The sequence below is a fragment of the Bacillus sp. EAC genome, assembly GCF_002156875.1.
GTDB lineage: Bacteria > Bacillota > Bacilli > Bacillales > Bacillaceae_G > Gottfriedia.
On sequence record NZ_NCSY01000004.1, the window covers coordinates 500,993 to 521,587 of the forward strand.

Here is a 20,595-nt window from a genome sequence, read left to right on the forward strand (position 1 = left end):
ACTTTTTTGGTACGGCTTCTTTGTAGAAAGAAAGAGGTGTATTTTTGTGAAGATAGGGATTAGAGCCCATGATATCGAAACAAATAATTTAGAAAAACTGGTAAATGATATAGTCGATAAAGGATTGACCAGTGTTCAGCTTGCTCTAAACAAGTCCTTGCCGACACTTTATTCAGGAATAGGCAATCTAACTCCTGGTATTGCCCGCCATATTGGAAGTGCTTTTTCTGACAACGGACTTCAGATTGCAGTTTTGGGCTGTTATTTTAATCTAATTCATCCAGACCAAATAGAGAGAAGAAAAGGGATGGATCGCTTCAAAGAGCATCTAAGGTTCGCAAAAGATTTTGGCTGCAGCATTGTGGGAACAGAAACAGGAAACGTCAATGCAGAGATTGTTTATACAGAAGAAAACTTTAAAGAGAAGCCTTTTATGGAAGTAGTGGCAAGTGTCTCTGAACTTGTAAAGGAGGCTGAAAAATTGGGTGTTATTGTTGGAGTGGAAGCGGGAGTAAATCATCCAATTTATTCTGTCCAAACCATGAAGCGTCTTTTAGATATGATTGACTCTCATAATCTACAAGTTATTTTTGACCCGGTTAATCTATTGACCATTGATAACTATATAAATCAAGAAGAGATTTTTGAAGAAGCTTTTAAAATATTGGGAGATAGAATAGTTATTTTCCATGCGAAAGATTTTATTATTGAGGGAAACTCACTAAAACAGGTACCGGTGGGGCAAGGTTTGTTAAATTACGATAAGTTATTTGGCTTAATAAAGCACACAAAACCATATCTAAATATTTTAATAGAAGGTTCAAAGGAACCGTTTATAGATGAAAGCATTGTTTATTTGAGACGGAAATATGAAAAAAAGTAAATTAATTATCAATTTCAAAGATTTTTTTAAAAATAAATATAAAAGTAAATAGGAAACCGAAGTTAGATTATGGTCTAATAGGCGAGTAGTATGCGTTATTAAGATATGCAGTTGAATATGGGAATTAATCACCCTACCCCGTGATTAACCATTTTGTAAGATTTTATTTAATTACATTGTAGTGTGTGTATAGATTCATGAAAGCGTATTTCTTTAACCTCAGTTTTTTATCAAACTATTAAATGTTCTAATAACATCTCTTGAAGTTGTAGTTGTTCGAATCTCAATACTCCACTTTTATTCTTGAACCATGTGTATTAAGTGAATTTTTTCGAAAGTCAGTGGAATATTTCCTCCTAGAAAAAGCTTTAAGTTTACTTTACAATAATTGCAAATATTCATTAGTACTAGTTTGGAATTGAAAACATTAGATATATAACGATGGAAGAATGAACTGCAAGGACGAAAGTATTCAAAGTTTGATTTGATGTCTCGGGAAACAGTGAGTATTTTATAAAATTCAAGGTGTAAGTGCAAGAATGTGCTTTTAGAAAGAAATAACATAATAAAGAAAGGATGAAAGAATAGATAATGGGTAATCGATTGATTATTGGGATGGACGGCGGAGGAACGAAAACGAGAGTCATGGTCAAAGAACGACTAGATGGTGAAATACTATTTGACCAAAATTTTGGAATGTCAAATTATAATAACATCGGCGTAGACGGTCTTAGACCAGTATTTTGTGAAATTTATGAAGTATTAGTCTCTTGTTTTGAGGAGCGACTGCAAGATGCGATTCTCGTACTAGGTTCTGCAGGAGTCGATCGTCCGAAAGATATTGACATCTATTTGTCTGCGCTAAAAGAAAGTGGATTTACTTGCCAACTAGAAGTGGTGAATGACGCAGAGATTGCCCTTGTTGGTGGCAACGGAGATCGAAAAGATGCTTTGATGATAGCTGGAACAGGTTCTATTGTTATGGGGATTGGCTCAAACGGAAAAATAGTACGCTCGGGTGGCTGGGGCGGATTGATCAGTGATGAAGGAAGCGGTTTCCAAATTGGTCGACATGCGATTGCTGCTGTCATGCAAGAGTACGACAAAGTGATCGCGTCTACATCATTTACAGAAAAGTTGCTCGATCATTTTCAGTTGGCATCTCCAGAAGATTTTATGGATTTATTATATTTGGACGATACGCTACCGGTAGATAAGATAGCTTCATGTACGCCAATTATTTTAGAAGCATGGGCAAAAGGAGACGAAGTTGCTCGTACGATTGTTGAAGGAGAACTAGAGAAATTAGTTCGTTTAGTCGTTGGAATCAGTCGACAAATGGGATCAGAAAAATTCCGTCTTTCTGTTGCAGGCAGTTTATTGACGAAATCAACCGATTACTTAGCTATGTTAAAAGAGAAGTTAAAAGTTGTTTTACCACAAGTAGAGATTTCTGCACCACTTTATGATCCTGTATTCGGTGCCATTATTATTGGTGCGCAATTCAAGTGAATACAAACTAACAATAGTAAAGAATGGGGACTGAATATGCGTGAAATAGGAATTAGTGTGTATCCCAACTTCTATCCTGTAGTTCAAATCAAAGATTATTTGAAAAAGGCTAATTCGTTTGGTTTTAAAAAAGTATTTGTTTCACTGATTTTGAATAATCATGGTTTTGAAGGTGCTATGGATGTAAATGCAAATACTTGGAATGACATACTAAGTTACTGTAAAGAACTTGGAATGACCGTGTCAGCTGATATGAATGATGAAGTTTTCAATGAGTTCGGTTGTAAATTGAACGATTTAACAGCATTACAAAAGATGGGCATCACAAAACTCCGTATTGATGGAGGTTTTACGAGCGAAGAAGTTGCAATACTTTCAAAAAATCAGCAGGGGATTCAAATAGAAATAAATGCTTCAATGTCTTCTTCTGATAATCATAATGGAAACGCTTACCGTGAATGCCGTCAATTTCTAGAGACGATTGAAAAAGACGGAAATATTGGTCAACTAACGGCTTGTCACAACTTTTTCCCGCTACCAGACACAGCATTGTCACTTGAGGACGTTCGCCCAATTAACGACTTGTTCGCCTCATTCGGTGTACCAATCGGTGGGTTTATTGCATCGCAACTTTCTCCAAAAGATTTGCATCACTTAGGTCATGGGGTCTGTACGATCGAAAAACACCGCTTTTTACCTAGTCAGTTTGCGATGCTAGAATTATTTGCAAATGGTTTTCATGATGTACTAATTGGTGACTCGTTTGCGGATCTTTCAGAGCTTGCCGAAATGGCAAGATGTTACAAACAAGAGTTTATAGAAATTCCAGTTGTATTTAATCAGTTTGTTCCTGAAAATATAAAAATGAAAATTCAAGAGTCAATCCTACTTTCAAGAGTTGATCAGCCTGCAAATTTAATTCGGGCGACTGATACGAGGGGGATGGAAGTGCCACCCTGCTATTGTGCACCAAGAGGAATGTATACAATCTCTGTTTTAAATAATCGCAGTGCGCAATATGAAGGAGAAGTGCAAATCTCATTGAAGGATTTAGGCCAATCAGTTGAGCACAATGTCATTGGATTTGTTCATCCTTTTGCAAAAGATTTATTGCCTTATATTTTAGCAGGCAAAAATAAATTTCGTTTAGTAGATTACAAGTGAAAAGTTTTATAGCCAATCATGATTTTAGTCTGTACTAGATAGGATCTTTCAAACAAAGTGTTCAAACGTGAATGAAACCGGAGGATGTGGAATGGTAAAAAGCGCAATTATTCTTGCGGCCGGCAAAGGTAGTAAAATGTTTCCTTTCAATGCGGTACGCTCCAAAACAACAATAAAAATCGCAGGGAAGCCATTAATTCGCTATAACATTGAATCCATTTTGGCAATAGGAATCGAAGAAATAGTTGTTGTCGTTAATGAAGAACATCAAAGAGAAATAGAAAATCTATTATCAGATATCGAAAACATAACATTTGTATCCAATCAAACAAATTTAGGAAGCGCAGAAAGTCTCGTAAAGGGAGCAGAGAAACTATCTGAAACGAAGGAGTTTATCGTTCTCTATGGGGATACCATCGTTGAACAAAAGGATATAGAGAATTTAGTTATGTCGAAAAATCCTGCTGTGTTGTTGAAAACCTTAGAGGAATCCTCTAGAAACTGGATTGGTGCAAATGTTAAGAATGGGTTCGTACAGTCAATAGGTGCCCACTATCGTGGGGACAGCATTACCCATCAATTTGCAGGATTTCGTTTTGACGAGTCACTTTTAGAAGATGTGAAAAAAACGCCAGATTATTTTCCAAATGTAAAAGTAGGTGTAGGTGTTCCGAAAGAGCGTTATATTGAAGCTGGACTTCTGAAATCGCTAGAAAGGGTAAAATTACATGCAATCGAATGTAATGGTTATTTCTTTGATATTGATAAGCCTTGGCATATGTTAGAATCGAACCAATTTATGGTGGATCATTTTTGTAATGCACTACAAGAGAACCAACTAGCAGAAGGTGCAACGATTTCCAAAAATGCAACCATTCATGGCCATGTAAAACTGGGCAAGAACTCCTCAATAGGTGATCGAGTTGTCATTCATGGTAACCTGATTGTGGGTGACAATACAATCATTGATAATGGAGCCATTTTTAATGGAAATGCTGTGATTGGTGATCAAACAATTATTCGTAATTACTGCATCATTTACGATGGAGTATCGATCGGATCTTATTGTATTTTTGACCATTGTGCAGAGTTCCTTGGTGGAATGGTGATGGATAAGGTATATCTTTACCACTATGGCGAGTTTTATGGTGCAATTGGCAGTCATACGGATATCGGAGCAGCAACCGTTTGCGGTACATTACGCTTTGATGACGGAGAAACTGAGCAGGTTGTGAATGGACGAAAAGAAGTACCACTGCATTTTTCAAATGCTTCGTATCTTGGCGACTATTGCAGAACTGGCGTTAATACGATCATTATGCCGGGTTGTAAAATCGGTGCATATAGTGTTCTTGGAGCTGGCGCAATCATAGATCAAGATATTGAAAAAAATAGTCTAGTTTTTGTTAAACAAGATCTGATTATCAAAAAATGGAGCGAAAAGAAGTACGGGTGGTAAGTCGGTAAATTCAAAATTCACATGTTAAAACAAATGTCTCAACGGGTACTCAAATCAATCAAATGAGGGATAGTTATATGGAGAAATATTATCAATATGTGACAGCAAATCTTGAAAAACTGTATACGACACAAAAGAAAAAAATGGATGAAGCTGCAACATGTATTTTTGAAGCCATTCAAAATGGCGGTCGCTTCCTTGTCACTGGTTCAGGCCATTCCCATATGTTTGCAGAAGAATTTTATGTCAGAGCGGGTGGTTTTGCCAAAGTCTCTCCTATTTTGCCAAATGAGTTTTTTTTACACGATCATCCTTTAAAAAGCACGGTGATTGAACGTATAGAAGCCTATGCAAAAGTGATCTTTGATTTATATAAAATAAACGCAAAAGACGTCCTTGTGATTGCGTCCAATTCAGGAAGAAATGGAATGACTGTTGAACTTGCAAAAATAGCACAGGAATGCGGTGCGAAGGTTATTGCTTTTACTAATCCGAATCACCCTGAAGGGTCAAAATCAAGACACAGTAGCGGCAACTATCTATGTGATTTTAGTGATATCGTTATTGATAATTGTACTGGACCTGGAGATGCTGCTTTTTATGTTGAAGAAGCAAACACAGGGATGGGCGCAACTTCTACGATGGCGGGGGCTTTTGTTGCTCAAACCATTTCGATTTTGTTAGCAAAGAAATACTATCAAGCTGGACTGAGACCACCAGTGTTTAAGAGCTCGAATGTGGACGGTGGAGATGAATGGAATAAAGATCTTTTTGCGAAGTATTATAACGTATGATTTTAGTCTGATAAGGATATAGAAAAGTAAAATGAGCGATAAGAAAAAACGTTCCCTTGGCCTGGGAACGCTTTTTTTTGTGTTCGAAAGGGTGATCCTCTGTTTCGGATTCATGCACATACTGTGAAGAGATGTTAAACAACCCTGACTCTAATCTCTGCTACATCAAATACATTAGATGGAGAATGCGCACTATGTATGTGTTTAAAGTGAGAATGATTCCATTCAGAGAGGGGGATTAGTAAAAAGTACCTGTATTTTTAGCAGGACAAAAGTTATACGATAGCAATGATAAATTAGTTTGAAATTGCTAACAATGTTGGAAAAATTCAAACTGTTCAATGTATTTAGTGAAAAGTATACTTGAAAATAATAGAGAAGCATCTAGATTGATGAGGTAATGTATGCGAAGAGATCTAATTTTGCAGTATTTATATCAAAAAGGTAAATCACTAACAACGCAAGAACTTGAATCAGAATTCGCTATTTCAAATCGGACTTTACGAAATGAATTGAAAGAATTAAACGTGATTGGTGAAAAATCTGGATTTGTGATTCAAAAAAAACGTGGAGAAGGTTTTTTACTTCATGTCGTTAACAAAGAACTAGTTCAAACGTATATGAAAGAAATTGAGGGTGCAATAGCCCCTGATTTACCTCGTGTTCGTGTAGTAAATATCATTATGCTTCTGCTTCAAACGACTGAGTTTCAAACCATTGATATGTTTGCAGATAGCCTAATGATCAGCAGATCGACGGTTTTTAGCGACATGATTGAAGTAGAAAGGCAAGCTCGAATTTTCGATTTAAAAGTCGAATCAAAATCACGTTATGGTGTTCGTTTAGTTGGAGATGAAACAAATTTCAGAAGGGCGTTTTCTTATTTCTTAAGTCAAAAAGAAACGGGATTGTTAAAGAAATCGACTTATCAACAGTTCGAGAAAGCATTTCCATTCGAAGAGATTCGAACAGTTTTGAGAGAAGAAATACAAAATAATCAATTGAAATTAAGTTTCTTTGCACTAGAGAACATTTTAGTTCACATTCAAGTACTTTCGTTTCGAGTAACTCAACACAATTTTATTTTACCTAATCAGGAAAAGAAGTTAGATGTCTCCCTGATTAAGCCCTCGTTTATGAATATAGCGAAGAGAATTTGTGAAATTCTTTCTGAACTTTATCATGTCGTACTACCTGAGAGTGAAATTGTGTATCTTGCTGCACACATAAGTGGGAAATCGAGTGTTGACGATATTGAGGAACAAGAAAAGAATGATTTGAATCAAAAACTAAAGAAATGTTTGGAGAAGTTAGATCAAACATTCTTGACACATTTTATGAGTGATCAACAACTTTTGAATACGCTTATCATGCATATGTATCCATTGTTAAGAAGGTTATATTTCAATTTAAAGCTTACCAATCCATTGTTAGATGATGTATACAGTCGATATTCCGACGTATTTATGATTGCTTTAAATTTTTCTGAAATGATTAAAGAAATATGGGGATTCGAACTTTCCAGTGATGAAATGGGTTACATTACAATGCATTTTGCAGCCCATATGGAAAGGGAGAAGCAAAAACAATTAAGCTCCTACAAAAAGATTCTGCTTTCTCACGGATCAGGAGCAGGATCGGCCTTTTTACTGAAAATGAAACTTGAAACCGTTTTCCAAGAAGCAACCATTGATGTCGTCCTGGATAGTGAACTTCAATCGGCTCAACTAGAAGATTATGATTTAGTTGTTTCATCGATTCCGATTCGTTTTGACAATATTTCGATTCCATATATTCAAGTAGCGCCTATCTTAACTGAAACAGATATCCAACGAATTCGTCGTACGCTCACTAGGTACCCAGCTAGTAGAGTTGAAGAAAATGCGCCGACACTCTTATCTTTGTTTCATTCAGAATTGTTTCATATAGAAGAAAGTAGAGAGACATTTGACTACAAAGCGTTCATTAAAGAAAAAGCTAAAAAAGTGGTTGAAAATGGTTTCGCAACACCTGACTATCCTGATTTGGTTGTTGAACGAGAAGAAAAAATATCGACCATTCTTCAAAATGGGATTGCAAGTCCACATGCATTAAAAATGGTTGCGATTCAAGATTCAATCAGTGTTGTGATATTTAAGAATCCACCGACTTACGATGGAAAAGTAGTACAAATACTATTTTTAATTAATCTTCGTGCTGGAGACTTGTTTTTACACAAGGAATTAAGTCGATTATTTTTACACTTAATGGAACATCCCGAAGCGAAACAAAAAGTCTTGAAGTCGAATAATTTCACAGATTTTCAGTATGAAATTTCAAAAATCTTGTTTCAATATGGTTCGTAATCGTTAAGTATTCATGAAACCATTAAAATAGTAGATTACGAACATTTAAGTTAAATTGGTTGGTTGTGTAAAAGAACAAATATACGTAGCGATATCATTTGTTCCTTTCTTTTTAAGTTTTAAGCGGTTACGCAGCGAGAAGCAAGGAACAATTGAGTATATAGTTTTTGGGAATACAGCATTGATAATATTTTCCTAATAAGGTATCTCACTAAGCATAGAGGAGGTAGAGGGGAAAAAAGCAAGGAATGGTTTGTAATGTATCGTTAAATCTATGATTTAAATGAGCAAAATTTAATCGTTATTGTCTCCTTGTGGCACCGTGACTTAGAGCTAGAAAATTGATTCGAATATATTACTTTGGAGGAAGAGAAATGAAACGAAATAAATGGCGTTTTACTAAAGCAGTACCGGCTTCTGTTCTAGCAATTTCAATGTTTGCAACTCCTTTTAGTAGTGTAGTAGCTAATGCAGCTCCCACTATTTCAACTCAATCTGTAGCTTCAGTTTCAACTGGTACTACTATTTTAATGAATACTACTCAAATAACACATGCAAAACCAAATGGTTTAGATACAACAAAACCCGTTAAATGGACGACTTCTGATCCTTATGTTGCTTATGTTGATACGATTGGTAATGCGAGTGGTGATTATAGTGGAAAGATATTAGGTGTATCTGGTGGATCAGCAATCATCACTGGTATTGGAGTAGATGGAAGTGGTGCTCCTACAACAGTGAATATTACGGTTTCCGTCATAGAGACACAGTCAACTACAAACCTTGAAAAGGTAGTTTACTATTACAATGCAGGAGATCCAAAAATTCCGGCTACTCTTGCTACAACAAATTGGCAAACAACAAATATTCCAACTGCACCGTCAGGAACTAAATTCCCTTCTAAAAGCTATGTTGGCTATGTTAATGGAGAAAGTGGCGTAAAATGGTTGGTTTCAAAAGATACTTTAATCAAATCAAACGATAAAATTCTTCTTGGAGATGAAAGACCTCATGGAGTAATTACCGGAATCGTATCTGACGCAATTACTCTCTACGATCCCAACTTAACTCCAGCGGATCAAATTCAATACTTACAGGGTGGAAGATATATACCTCAAACAGGTCAATCTTCTGGTTCTGGTACTAATAATAATGGCGCTGCTGCTACATATAACGCCAAAGAAGTGATTACCAACATTATGCCAGATGGTAATAATGGACTTTGGGTTCTAGGTGAAACAGGAAATGCAACACATATTGTAAGAAAGCAAATGTCCCTAATGGGTAAAGCTTTACTTCAAACAGAAATTTCTAGAAACTATACAGACAGATTTGGATTCCAATCTGGTAGTACGACTTTCTCTTCTACTGCGGATATGATTAAAGCTCTTATGACGGCTGATAAAGACGCTGCTAGAGGAACAGGTGATACTGACAACGATGGTCTTTGGACGACAATGTACGCTTCTGGTGAAATCTGGAGATACAACTACATGAAGGATAATTTCGGAGAATCTGATGAAAGAACAATAGATGCAAAAGCATCTGCTATTCGTGCAGTTGAATCAATTGTAACTCTTGGTTATGTATCTGGTACACAATTAAAAGTTACGTCTAAAAATAATGTAAACGACTATGTGTATGTTGTTAACTCTTATGGGGGCAATGTATCAACTATTGATGAAGCAAAAGCGTGGCTTGCAGCGAACGAAGGAAAGCCAGTTTACGTTGATGAAAATGGTAAGTATACATTAGATTACACAAAAAAACCTGCTTCATCTGGTTTCTTTGCTAGGTCTTACAAAGTTAACACAAGTAACAATGGAGCTACAGTTCCAGAAGCTGAAACTTGGGATAATGCATGGATTAAAAAGAAGGCAGGACAAACCACAGATGTAAACGGAAAAACAGTTTACTATAATGTCCCAGGATCTTTCAAAAATGGAACTAATCCTGCTCTTAAAGCTTATGACACGGTTGCAGTACCTCCACGTTTAACAAAAACATTTACAAACCAAAACGCTGGTTTTGATGCTGATACAAAAGCTTTAGACTCAAATAAAGTTGTTTACAAAGCAACAACATCAACAGACGAATTAGTAGGTCACTATTTCACTCTTGATCTAGCATATAAAGCGTTCAAAGATGAAGATCCAGAGCTAGCGGCGCTAATCAAAAACGATATGATTAACCACACAAATGCATTAGTTCTAAACAACTATTTCCAATTGACTGTGAATGGTGAGAACCCAGCTGAATCTCGTTTTGATACAGGAACAATTCCTGGAAATGGATTAAATGTTCCAAATGCTCCAACTAGATGGGCCAATATGAACCCTGAATATCTTGATGGTAATAAGGATGCATGGGGAAGAGACGCAGACTATGAAGATGGTCCGTTAAATGCACAATTACAGCTTCAAGCACTTGTAGTTGCAAGAGATTTGGGTACGTATACTCCTGAAGAAAGAGCACTCCTTGTAGCACAAGGCATTGATGTAGTTGAGCCACTTGATTTTGCAAATGAGTACAATGTAATGAACGGCAAAAAAGCGTCATCAACAGTTAATGAACACAATGATTTTGAAGTAAGATACCCAAAAACACATAACTCAACGTCAATGCTTGATATGTCATTACAATATCTTGCAAGATACTTTGGTATTGCTGCTCATAACGGTGATGATATCGGTGTAAGCGGTGTAACTCACGAATCATACATGAACTATTCTGATGAAGAAGAAGAAGCACTTGCATATTACACATTATCTCACCATGCTGATAAGTTTAACGGCGACGAAATTTTAGAAGGCATGAACCAATGGTGGACGAACGAAAAGAGAGAGAAAAACCCATTCATGACAACTTTCTACGCAGCTTCCCTAGGTGCATTGAAAGATAAAGGGATTGATATCGGAAATCCACAAGTTGACCTTGCTGGTTCAACATGGCAAATGACACGTATCCCTAATAATTTCATAAACTGGGATGTTCTTTCTGCAAACAGAAATGACGTAACACATATAGCACCAAATCTTATGGCTGACCAGTTAATTCCACGTGATGAAGTGATGATGTCTAAATACAACACAAACATATTCGGAACGATGGATAGAAGAACAATTGACTCTGGTAACAGCAGATCAATGGAATCTTCAACTGTAATCTCAATGCCTTACTGGATCACTCAAAACCCTGAAGATGCTGCTTATGTTGAAGGGTTAGGATCAAAAATTACAGCACCAGTAAATAAAGGTACTGAAAGCCTTGAATACCCAACTAATATAGTATCTATGAATCCTAATGCGAAATATAATGCAGATTCACATACTTTTACAATAAACGTGGGTGACTCTGTTAAGCTTGATGCTAAAACTACGGGATATGTTAGGAATGTTTCTTGGTCAACGAATGCTTGGGATCAAGCAGGATATAGCAACGGATTACCTACACAAATCAACGCTGAAGCAAATGCATTTCAAGTTATTGACCTTAGAAATATAGCAACTTATGGTGATGAAGGAAATATAAGTCCAACCGATTTAAGTGTAAATGGTGAGTACTATGGTGCTTATGCAACTGCTTTAAAACCAGGAATTTGCACAGTTACAGCAACTGTTATTGATGGATTCTTTAGAACACCTACTAAAATAACATATACGATTAAGGTTATTGACCCGAATAAATCAAATGAACCAATTGCTCCTGCTAAGCTAGATAAGGATGCTTTTGCATATCCAACTTGGTTAAAAAATGCAATGGCTGAGACAGGATTAAATACAGATGGACACAAATTTGTAGAAGTTAGTTACGAGTCTTCTTCACCTAGCGATGTAGCAGTTGCAGTTAATGGAGACGTTACTTATATAACAGCACAACCAGCGAACATTACTGCAACGGTTGTATACTCAGGCATGACAATGAATGGAGAACCTGCTTTTCCAAATGATAGCCATGTGATGACTTTTGTACGCACAGTTTCCAAGAATGCAACAAGTACAGTTTCATTTGATTCAAAAGGTGGGTCTACAGTAGATTCAAAAACTGTAGGTTATAACGTGACAATTACAGCACCAACAACACCAACAAGAACTGGGTATACATTCCTTGGTTGGTATAAAGATGAAGCGGGTATACAAGCTTGGAATTTTGCGACTGATAAAGTAACAGCTTCAACTGTTCTTTATGCAAAATGGAGTCTTAACAATGACAATAACAATAACATTAACAAATACACAATTACATTTAACAGCAACGGTGGTTCACCAGTAACAAGCAATACAGTAGTCGAAAATACTAGCATTTCTGAACCAACAAAACCAACAAGATTGGGTTACACGTTTGCTGGCTGGTACAATGAAGCAGTTTCAAAAACAGAACCATATAACTTCAATACAGTCGTAAAGGGAAATGTTACGTTAACTGCGCACTGGAAAATAAATAGTTATAAAGTGACATTTAACAGTAACGGTGGAACTGCAGTAACTACTAAAATAGCAAATTACAATACTGTCATTGCAAAACCTACTAATCCAACAAGAAAAGGATTTGTATTTGTTGGTTGGTACAAAGATGCAGCGTTTAAAACTGCATGGAACTTTACATCTAGTAAATTAACAGGAAATACTATACTTTACGCAAAATGGATGGTTGCTACTCCGAAAGGTCCAAAAGGTGTAAAAGTAAGTTCAACTTCTATTAAATTAACTTGGGCGACAGTAAGTGGTGTTTCTGGCTATGAAATTGTTCGCGCAACAGCAAGCAATTTCACGGGTAAAGTGACAAAAACAACTTCAAAAGGATCATTAACTGCTACTGGACTAGTTAAAGGTAAAACGTACTACTTTAAAGTTCGTGCTTACACTGTTGTTGGAAAGGTTAAAGTTTACAGTAATTACACTTCTGTTATAAAAATTAAACTTTCTTAATGAGTTGTTGTAAGTCAAAAGCTAATTTATATAATTCTATAGTTCTATAAATATATTCTAAAAGGTTTCGGGTAATCAAGGGATCTTCTGATTACCCAAGACCTTTAAAGGAGTGAAAATTCAATGAAAAATAAATCTTTTGAAAAGAAGTTCTTACCAATCGCTTCGAAAATAGGTAATCAAAGACATTTACTTGCCTTACGTGACGGAATTATGTTTGCTATGCCGCTAATGATTATTGGTTCGTTTTTCATAATCGTCGCTTGGTTAGAAGCGAAATGGTATCAAGACTTTATGTCCAAACTATTTGGAGAAAATTGGAATGCTTTTGGAGACATCGTTTACAACGGTACAATGGGGATCATCGCTTTAATCGCCGTGTTTGGTGTAGCATACTCACTAGCAAGCAGTTATAAAGTCGATGGCAAAAAAATTGATGGTGTTCCAGCAGGTGTTTTGGCATTAGCAGGCTATTTAATTGTGAACATTATGAGCGAGTTCACTGTTGATAAAGAAAGTGTATCAGCTTGGTCGCCTGATCTTTTTGGTGCACAGTATTTGTTCTTAGGATTAATTGTGGCTCTTATCACCGCTGAAATTTATCGTTTCTTTTTACAAAAGAAGCTAATTATCACCTTACCAGATACTGTACCACCGACCGTTTCACGTTCGTTTACAGCCCTAATTCCAGGTTTTGTAATTATTACGTTCTTTTTAATTGTTCGATTTGCTTTTTCACACACTAATTGGGAAAATTTTGCAACGTTTATCCATGAGGTTGTCACACAACCATTTACGATTTTAGGTTCAAGCTATATTGGTACGCTGATCGCAAGTTTAATGGAACATTTCTTATGGAGTTTTGGAATCCATGGTTCATCGATCATCACGTCCGTGATGGAACCGATTTGGATTACAAATGCGGATGCAAATTTAGCAGCTGTAAAAGAGGGGAAAGCATTACCACATATCATTACGTATACATTCTATGAGAATGGGATCTGGATGGGTGGCTCGGGTGCTACCTTACCAGTAGCTATCTATATGATGTTTTTATCAAAATCAAAACTTCTTAAGAAAGTTGGACGTTTGGCGATTGGACCTTCTATTTTTAACGTAAACGAACCAATTATGTTTGGTGTTCCAATTGTCTTAAACCCATTCTTAATCATTCCTTTCATACTTGCACCAGTAGCAGTATTAACCGTTACGTATTTTGGTACAGCAATGGGAATTTTTCCACATACGACTGGTACAATTATTCCGTGGACAACCCCATATTTCATCAGTGGTTATCTGATGACTGGTGGGAAACTGATGGGTGTCGTCATGCAATTAGTTGCTTTTGCAGTTGCCAGTGCGATTTGGTTCCCTTTCATTAAGATGTGGGATAAGAAAAACTTAGAATTGGAGAAAGCGACTAATTAATTTAGACGTCACTACTTTCGGGTGTCAATCTACTTAAGTTTGACACCCAACCTATCTGTATAAAATCGGATAAACGAAGGGACGGCTTAATGTTTAAATGCGAATACTCACTATGGACAGCAAAAAGAATATAATTACTCAGATTCGATTAAAAAGAATGGCCGCTTTTGTGACTGATGCAATAATTGTCTCAATCCTTCTTTCGATTGTTTATAAACTAACGGGACTTGCAGACTTTCCTGGCGTCTTTACAAAGATGATTGAAATTCAAAAAACAATGAGTGAAACAGGAACTCAAGATGCGACCGTAGAGGTGATGGCTCTTTTTAATCAAGCCTTTCTTCAATCGCTTCTTATCTGGTTTTGCTATGATATCCTAACAACCTTATCGTTAAGAGGTTCTACTATTGGAAAAATGTTCTTTCGTTTGAAACTAACGCACATCCATCACAAAAAAGGTCTACTTGCTTTTGTATTACTCATGATAGTTAGAAGTTTCATTAAATTTTTGACCATGTTTTTGTTTCAGGGCATCCCATTTTTACTGTCGGTTATCAGCCTATTTGCGAATCAAAAATCATTGGCTGCACACGATCGAATCGCTAGATTAGTCGTTGCGAATAAGGTCGACGTTTAAATACTTAAGAAAGAAAGAGGAAATCATCATGAATATTATGTTATGTTGTTCTGCCGGTATGACGACAAGTTTAATCGTTTTAAAAATGGAAAAAGTTGCTGCTTCAAAAGGGATTTCAGCACGCATTTGGGCAGTTTCTGAATCAGTAATTCGCACAGAGTTCGAAGAGGCGGACGTGTTATTATTAGGACCACAAGTACGTTTTCTGTTAAGCGAAATGGAAGACATCTGTGAAGAGAAAAAGATCCCAGTTGATGTCATCGATATGTTGAATTATGGCATGTGCGATGGGGAAGCGATTCTCGAGCAAGCCATCAAACTATACGATAATAAGTAAGAACCATTCGAAAACAGAAAGGAGGTCCATTTCATGATAAAAAATGAAACAGAAATTTTCACATTGATTTTACACGGTGGAAATGGTAGAAGTTCCGCGATGGAAGCCATTCAAGCCGCAAAAAAAGGGAATATGGATTTAGCACGTGAGAAATTAAAAGAAGCAAATGAAGCGATAAATGAAGCGCATCATATTCAAACAACGCTTATTCAATCAGAGATTGGCGGCAACCCAACAGTAATTTCACTGTTAATGATTCATGCTCAAGATCATTTGATGAACGCGATCACTGTCAAAGACATGGCAAAAGAGTTTGTTGATATGTATGAAAGGGGCCTTACGTAATGTCAAAGCCATTTAAAATTGTGACAATTGGTGGGGGCTCTAGTTATACGCCGGAGCTAGTTGAAGGTATTATTAAGCGTTATGAACAAATCCCTGTTACAGAACTTTGGCTTGTGGATGTCGAAGCAGGTCGCGAAAAATTAGAAACAGTTGGTGCGCTCGCAAAACGAATGGTCAAAAAAGCTGGTGTTCCAATGGAAATTCACCTAACATATGATCGTCGTGAGGCTTTGAAAGGTGCAGATTTCGTTACGACACAACTAAGAGTTGGACAATTGGCTGCACGAGCACTTGATGAAAGAATTCCATTAAAACATGGTGTGATTGGTCAAGAAACCAACGGTGCAGGTGGTTTATTTAAAGCGCTCCGGACGATTCCAGTGATTTTGGATATTTGCAAGGAAGTGGAAGAGCTTTGTCCAAATGCGTGGGTACTTAACTTTACAAACCCTGCAGGAATGGTGACCGAGGCAGCATTAAGATATTCAAAGATTAAGAAATTTATTGGCCTTTGTAATATACCGATTGGAATGGAGATGGGGATTGCAAAGCTATTAAATGTTGAACACTCTCGAATTCGTATTGATTTTGCAGGTCTTAATCATATGGTTTTTGGACTAGAGGTTTATCTAGATGGAGTGAGTGTAAAAGAGAAAGTTCTTGAAATGATTATGGATCCTGCTAATGCAAGTTTTGTCAAAAACATTGACGCAGAGGAGTGGGCACCTGAATTCCTCAAAGGAATCAATGTCATCCCTTGCTCTTACCATCACTACTATTTCAAAACTTCTGAAATGCTGGCAAGAGCATTGAAGGAATTTGAGTCGAATGAAACACGTGCAGAAGTCGTTCAACGGATTGAAGCATCTTTGTTTGAAAAATATAAAGATGAAACGCTAGATGTAAAACCACCCGAGTTAGAAAAACGTGGTGGTGCATATTATTCCGATGCGGCATGTCGTTTGATCTCATCGATTTACAATGATACGCGAGATATTCAACCGCTTAATACGATGAACAATGGAGCCATTTCGGGAATACCATCTAACTGTGCTGTTGAAGTGAGTTGTGTCATTACAAAAGATGGTCCAGTTCCATTAACGATGGGCGAAATGCCAGTTCCAGTACAAGGATTGATCCAAACGATTAAATCGTTTGAACAGATGGCGATTGAGGCTGCGATTGAAGGAAGTCGTGAAAAAGCAATCGTTGCTTTGACGATCAATCCGCTTGTTGCTAACGATAAATTGGCTATCTCGATTGTAGACGAAATGTTAGAGGCGCACAAAGAATATTTACCTAGATTTTTTAAAAAATAGCAATCTGATTGTTAGATATTTTATCTGATTTTTCGATCATAAAAAAGTCGGATATATATATCATGCAATCTAGTAAGTTTAGTACATGACTGACAATTCTTGAGGATAATGGTGACGAACCATTCAAGTGCAAACATCTGATTGAATGCGTAAAAAGACTAACGTTTAAATTCGTTAGTCTTTTTCGTTTTATTGGTATCTGTAGACCAATTAGATTTTTAAATTCGAAAAAAGTTATCAAAGAAGTCCCTACCTAAATGTTCGACAATGATCCTGTCTGATATCCAGTTGTAAGTATGTCGTGTGTTTAAATCAAGTAACTAGGTACAACTGACATACCCTGCTATCTCATTGCTGGGTTCAAAATGGATAGAGATGGCTGGTTCAGTTTCCTTTCTACTTTAATTGCCTAGTAGGCTTTTTAAATTGGATTTTGCCCAAGGAAGTGGCATTTTGTATGCTAACTGGTTGATGGTTTAACTGTTTAATGATTGAAAAATGGACAGGCATACAATCACTCCATTCTCGTCCTAATATAATATAGAAGTATATTAGAGGGAAGTGAAAAGTTTGCCACCAAAACCGAAAAAACCAAACGATTCAATTGAAGAGAATATTAATATTGCTTCAGCCTTTAGAGCTGTTAATAATGCAAATCAAAATGTACCTGAAAATACTTTTGTAAAAGTAAACTATCAACTTAAACAATTCGATTTAGCAAATGAATATAGTCCTGGTACTTCAACATTTAGACCAAATAAAAATGGTGTGTATTTAATTTCTGCCACTATTTCTTTTACTCCTAATAATAACAATGTCAACTATAGAGCCCGGATCGAAATTCGTGTGAATGGAAGACCTGCTGTTGCTATTGATAACGATTTCTTTGGTCCAATAAACTTTGGAAATGTTGTAAATGTCTCGACGATCCAGAAACTTAGAGCAATGGATAAGGTTGAGGTTTTTGCCCAAAGTAGTACTGCTGGTTTTATTTCCGTAAATATAGATGGTCAAGCTAGTACTCATTTTGAAGCTGCGAGATTTCCTTCACCATCATAATTATCTTGATTTTAACTTTCTATTAGCGCACAGTGTTTCTGGTAAATTTTTTTTTGAAAGTGTCAACATCACACCTACTGCAACATTTACAGCATTTATCTACCGTTGTTAATCAAGTAAGTATAAGAGACTCGCTGTTATCTTCTGGCTATACTCAAAATAGAATTAATAAGATGATGTTTTCGTCTTTCGTTTCTAGTGGAAATATTACCATAAATTCGTAAGCAACTACTGATACACAATTGAATTTAGTAGGTGGAGGAATAAATAGAAATGTTATTATAAATGTTCAATCTGAGCATATTTCAATTGAGCCTTTAAATTTAACTAGTTTTGCAATTACAGAAAATATTTTTAATCCATTTCCTAATTCAGGTAGATTAATAGTTAATGGTGTTAATAATGTTCTTACAGGAGTTAGGGCGACAGTTGACTCAATCCCAATACGATCTAGAGTAACTATTTTCGGAACAGGTACAGTTTTAAAAATTTTTATTACAAAAAAAGGACGATTAACATAAATCACTTTGTTAATCGTCCTTTCATATTATTGATTCAGTATACTATTTGAAGTAAGTTTCTCCTGTTTCCACTTTCACTTTATAGTGAAAAAGTAAGAGTGATTTAATAGTTCATAATGCTTTTTTCCTGAAATTCGACTTTTGTAAAACTGAATATTCATAATATATTGTAAAAATCTTTTTCATATATTATCATTAACTATAAGCGAACACATATACCGTTGCCCATTCTTTTCTTTTCGGATTGAATTTCGCACGGAATACCTGTTTTGCGGGAGGAAGTATAGTGTACAGTAAGGATACAATCTTTATTATTGGGGACTCAAAGACTTCATCTAATAATCCAATTATGCAGCAATTTAATGCCTTTTTTATAGGGTTGGTAGTCGACAGGACAAGCCATATCATCGTTGATGCTGATTGCTCAGCTACAATTTCTTTAACTACATCCTTTGTGAAACATTTATTCGTAGGTCAATCAATGATGAATATAGATGGAGTAGTAAGTGAAATTAATACACGATATTTTGGATCATCACAGAAAGCGTTGACAGTGGCTTTCAAAAATGCACACATTAAATACATGCAAATTATTGAATCGTAATGCTGCTTTATCTATTTTCGTAGATGAAATCCAGCTATTAGCAAGGCATGCCCTTTCTAATAGCTGGATTTTTATATTTATAACATAATTTTTTGGTAGTTTACTGGAAACTTTTTTAGTGACAAATCATATTAGAACTCAATAAAGAAAGGAAAAAAATGATGATCATTCAATCAATACATGTACAAACAGAAGTATTCCCATTAAAAAAGCCCTTTAAAACGGCTCTTAGAACTGCCACTGAAATAGAGAACGTTTTTGTTTATGTTCAATTGGAGGATGGATTAATTGGTGTCGGAGCTGCAGCACCTACACTTGCCATTACAGGAGAATCGAAAGAAAGCATTGAAACCATTTTAAAGACGGTTCTTACTCCACTATTAATTGGGAAGGATATTAGAAATATTTATGAGCTTTCCCTGATAATTGAACGCTCTTGCGTAGCAAATACAAGTGCGAAGGCGGCGATGGAAATTGCGCTTTATGATGCATTATGCCAACATCTTAATCTTCCACTCTATCAATTTCTCGGAGGAAGGACGAATTTCTTAAAAAATGATATGACCGTCAGTGTTGGAACGGTGGAAGAAATGTGTCAGGATGCGAGCCAAATAATCAAAGATGGTTTTTCTATTTTGAAAATCAAAGTCGGAAAAGACTGGGCAAAGGACGTTCAACGAATTATGGCTATCCGGGAAAAAGTCGGAAAAGATGTCTCTATTCGTGTTGATGCCAACCAAGGATGGACCCCGCGTCAGGCCGTTTCTATCATCCAAGAATTAGAACAGTTGGATGCTAATTTAGAACTAATTGAGCAACCGGTCCATGCTGGTGATATTGATGGGCTGAAATTTGTTAAGCAGCATGTCAATATACCAATTATGGCGGATGAGAGTCTTTTTTCTCCACAAGATGCATTGCGTCTAATTAAAGAAGATGCTGTTGATTTTCTAAATATTAAGTTAATGAAAACTGGTGGTATTAGAAGAGCAATGCAAATTGCTGACATTGCGGAAAGAGCGAATATTCCTTGCATGATTGGTAGTATGATGGAATCTTCGGTTTCCGTACTAGCTGCTGCACATATAGCTTCAGCACATCCAAACATTCAAAAAATTGATTTGGATGCACCTCTTTGGCTTGTAAACCAAGATTTTGATGGAATTGAATTTATTGGGGATGAAGTCCATTTATCATCCTTGCCTGGCTTAGGGATTCACCGAAGATTATCTAAAAGTCTTCGTTAAAATAAGGAGAGGA

Annotated in this window: 15 protein-coding genes and 1 pseudogene; all 16 read left to right on the plus strand. The window is 36.3% G+C overall.

Annotated elements, in window-relative coordinates:
- Positions 1-46: 46 nt before the first annotated feature.
- The 16 genes and pseudogenes from B7R65_RS09825 to B7R65_RS09900 all read left to right on the plus strand — a co-directional run bounded on the left by B7R65_RS09825 (position 47) and on the right by B7R65_RS09900 (position 20,582).
- Positions 47-883, plus strand: coding sequence for a sugar phosphate isomerase/epimerase family protein (locus tag B7R65_RS09825; protein ID WP_088042581.1), 837 nt, complete (start codon positions 47-49; stop codon positions 881-883).
- Between the two features lie 591 nt (positions 884-1,474).
- Positions 1,475-2,395: an N-acetylglucosamine kinase gene (locus tag B7R65_RS09830; RefSeq protein WP_088042582.1), complete on the plus strand. Its 921-nt coding sequence runs from the start codon at positions 1,475-1,477 to the stop codon at positions 2,393-2,395.
- Positions 2,396-2,431: 36 nt separating this feature from the next.
- The gene (locus tag B7R65_RS09835) at positions 2,432-3,559 is read left to right on the plus strand and encodes a MupG family TIM beta-alpha barrel fold protein (protein WP_088042583.1); all 1,128 of its coding nucleotides are present in this window, start codon (positions 2,432-2,434) and stop codon (positions 3,557-3,559) included.
- Between the two features lie 91 nt (positions 3,560-3,650).
- Positions 3,651-5,018 (plus strand): sugar phosphate nucleotidyltransferase, encoded by a 1,368-nt coding sequence (locus B7R65_RS09840; RefSeq protein ID WP_088042584.1) that lies wholly within the window; start codon positions 3,651-3,653, stop codon positions 5,016-5,018.
- Positions 5,019-5,080: 62 nt separating this feature from the next.
- Positions 5,081-5,812: an SIS domain-containing protein gene (locus tag B7R65_RS09845; RefSeq protein ID WP_218780415.1), complete on the plus strand. Its 732-nt coding sequence runs from the start codon at positions 5,081-5,083 to the stop codon at positions 5,810-5,812.
- Between the two features lie 404 nt (positions 5,813-6,216).
- Positions 6,217-8,157: a BglG family transcription antiterminator gene (locus tag B7R65_RS09850; protein ID WP_088042586.1), complete on the plus strand. Its 1,941-nt coding sequence runs from the start codon at positions 6,217-6,219 to the stop codon at positions 8,155-8,157.
- A gap of 374 nt (positions 8,158-8,531) precedes the next feature.
- A complete protein-coding gene (locus B7R65_RS09855) occupies positions 8,532-13,085 on the plus strand; it encodes an InlB B-repeat-containing protein (RefSeq protein WP_088042587.1) in 4,554 nt (1,517 codons plus the stop codon).
- A gap of 123 nt (positions 13,086-13,208) precedes the next feature.
- A complete protein-coding gene (celB, locus tag B7R65_RS09860) occupies positions 13,209-14,513 on the plus strand; it encodes a PTS cellobiose transporter subunit IIC (RefSeq protein ID WP_088042588.1) in 1,305 nt (434 codons plus the stop codon).
- A gap of 97 nt (positions 14,514-14,610) precedes the next feature.
- Positions 14,611-15,150, plus strand: coding sequence for an RDD family protein (locus tag B7R65_RS09865; protein ID WP_088042589.1), 540 nt, complete (start codon positions 14,611-14,613; stop codon positions 15,148-15,150).
- A 28-nt stretch (positions 15,151-15,178) separates the two neighbouring features.
- The gene (locus B7R65_RS09870) at positions 15,179-15,487 is read left to right on the plus strand and encodes a PTS sugar transporter subunit IIB (protein WP_088042590.1); all 309 of its coding nucleotides are present in this window, start codon (positions 15,179-15,181) and stop codon (positions 15,485-15,487) included.
- A gap of 33 nt (positions 15,488-15,520) precedes the next feature.
- Positions 15,521-15,832, plus strand: coding sequence for a PTS lactose/cellobiose transporter subunit IIA (locus tag B7R65_RS09875; protein ID WP_088042591.1), 312 nt, complete (start codon positions 15,521-15,523; stop codon positions 15,830-15,832).
- Positions 15,832-17,151, plus strand: coding sequence for a 6-phospho-beta-glucosidase (locus tag B7R65_RS09880; RefSeq protein WP_088042592.1), 1,320 nt, complete (start codon positions 15,832-15,834; stop codon positions 17,149-17,151). The genes B7R65_RS09875 and B7R65_RS09880 overlap by 1 nt, the downstream gene beginning before the upstream one ends.
- A 570-nt stretch (positions 17,152-17,721) precedes the next feature.
- On the plus strand, positions 17,722-18,210 hold the full coding sequence (locus B7R65_RS09885; protein ID WP_256941243.1) for an ABC transporter permease: 489 nt from the start codon (positions 17,722-17,724) through the stop codon (positions 18,208-18,210).
- Between the two features lie 4 nt (positions 18,211-18,214).
- Positions 18,215-18,695, plus strand: a pseudogene (locus tag B7R65_RS21510) (exosporium leader peptide); the annotation flags it as partial.
- A 322-nt stretch (positions 18,696-19,017) separates the two neighbouring features.
- On the plus strand, positions 19,018-19,335 hold the full coding sequence (locus tag B7R65_RS09895; protein ID WP_088042593.1) for a DUF3870 domain-containing protein: 318 nt from the start codon (positions 19,018-19,020) through the stop codon (positions 19,333-19,335).
- Between the two features lie 161 nt (positions 19,336-19,496).
- The gene (locus B7R65_RS09900; protein ID WP_088042594.1) at positions 19,497-20,582 is read left to right on the plus strand and encodes a dipeptide epimerase; all 1,086 of its coding nucleotides are present in this window, start codon (positions 19,497-19,499) and stop codon (positions 20,580-20,582) included.
- The last annotated feature ends 13 nt before the right edge of the window (positions 20,583-20,595 follow it).